Source organism: Lachnoclostridium sp. (genome assembly GCF_031997925.1).
Taxonomy (GTDB): Bacteria; Bacillota; Clostridia; order Lachnospirales; family Lachnospiraceae; genus Lachnoclostridium.
Map to the genome: position 1 here is coordinate 5,379 of NZ_DAMADT010000018.1, position 893 is coordinate 6,271.

1 protein-coding gene is annotated in these 893 nt (G+C 39.8%); it reads left to right on the top strand.

Going from position 1 to position 893, the window contains the following annotated elements; genetic code table 11:
• Positions 1-778 (top strand): sodium ion-translocating decarboxylase subunit beta (locus tag RTP52_RS12215; protein ID WP_312371644.1); only part of this gene is annotated, 778 nt, incomplete at its 5' end.
• Positions 779-893: the final 115 nt, after the last annotated feature.

Here is an 893-nt window from a genome sequence, read left to right on the forward strand (position 1 = left end):
AGGTATCTTTGGTGCATATATCTTAGCGATCGCAATGGGATTTGTCGATAAGGCAGCAGCAGCGATTTCAATTATAGGCGGTGCGGATGGACCTACCTCAATCTTTCTTGCTGGTAAACTTGGGCAAGCACAGTATATGGGAGCCATAGCAGTTGCGGCATATTCCTATATGTCTTTGGTACCAATCATTCAGCCACCAATTATGAGATTATTAACAACGGAAAAAGAACGCGCGATAAAGATGGAGCAATTACGACCAGTTTCAAAGCTTGAGAAAATATTGTTCCCAATTGTTATTACTATTGTTGTATCATTATTACTTCCTGATGTAGCACCACTTGTTGGAATGTTAATGCTTGGTAATTTATTTAGAGAATGTGGTGTTGTTAAGCCATTACAAGAAACTGCATCGAATGCTTTAATGTATATTGTTGTTATTTTACTTGGAACCTCGGTTGGTGCTACCACAAGTGCTGAGGCGTTCTTACAGGTAGATACTTTAAAAATCGTAGCTCTTGGTTTAGTTGCATTTGCACTGGGCACAGCAGGAGGGGTACTCTTAGGTAAGCTTATGTGTAAGCTTACTCATGGAAAGGTTAATCCGTTGATTGGTTCTGCTGGTGTATCTGCGGTACCTATGGCAGCTCGTGTCTCTCAAAAGGTTGGTGCGGAAACAGATCCAACGAATTTCTTATTGATGCATGCGATGGGACCAAATGTTGCTGGTGTAATCGGAACTGCAGTAGCAGCTGGTATCTTTATGGCTATCTTTAAATAGTATGAATAAGACTGATTAGTTTATATCATTAAATTAGGTTGATAATGTAATACAAGCACAGAAAGCTAAAATATAGGAGGTAGAGTAATGGCAGAGCAAGTGAAAAAACCGGTAA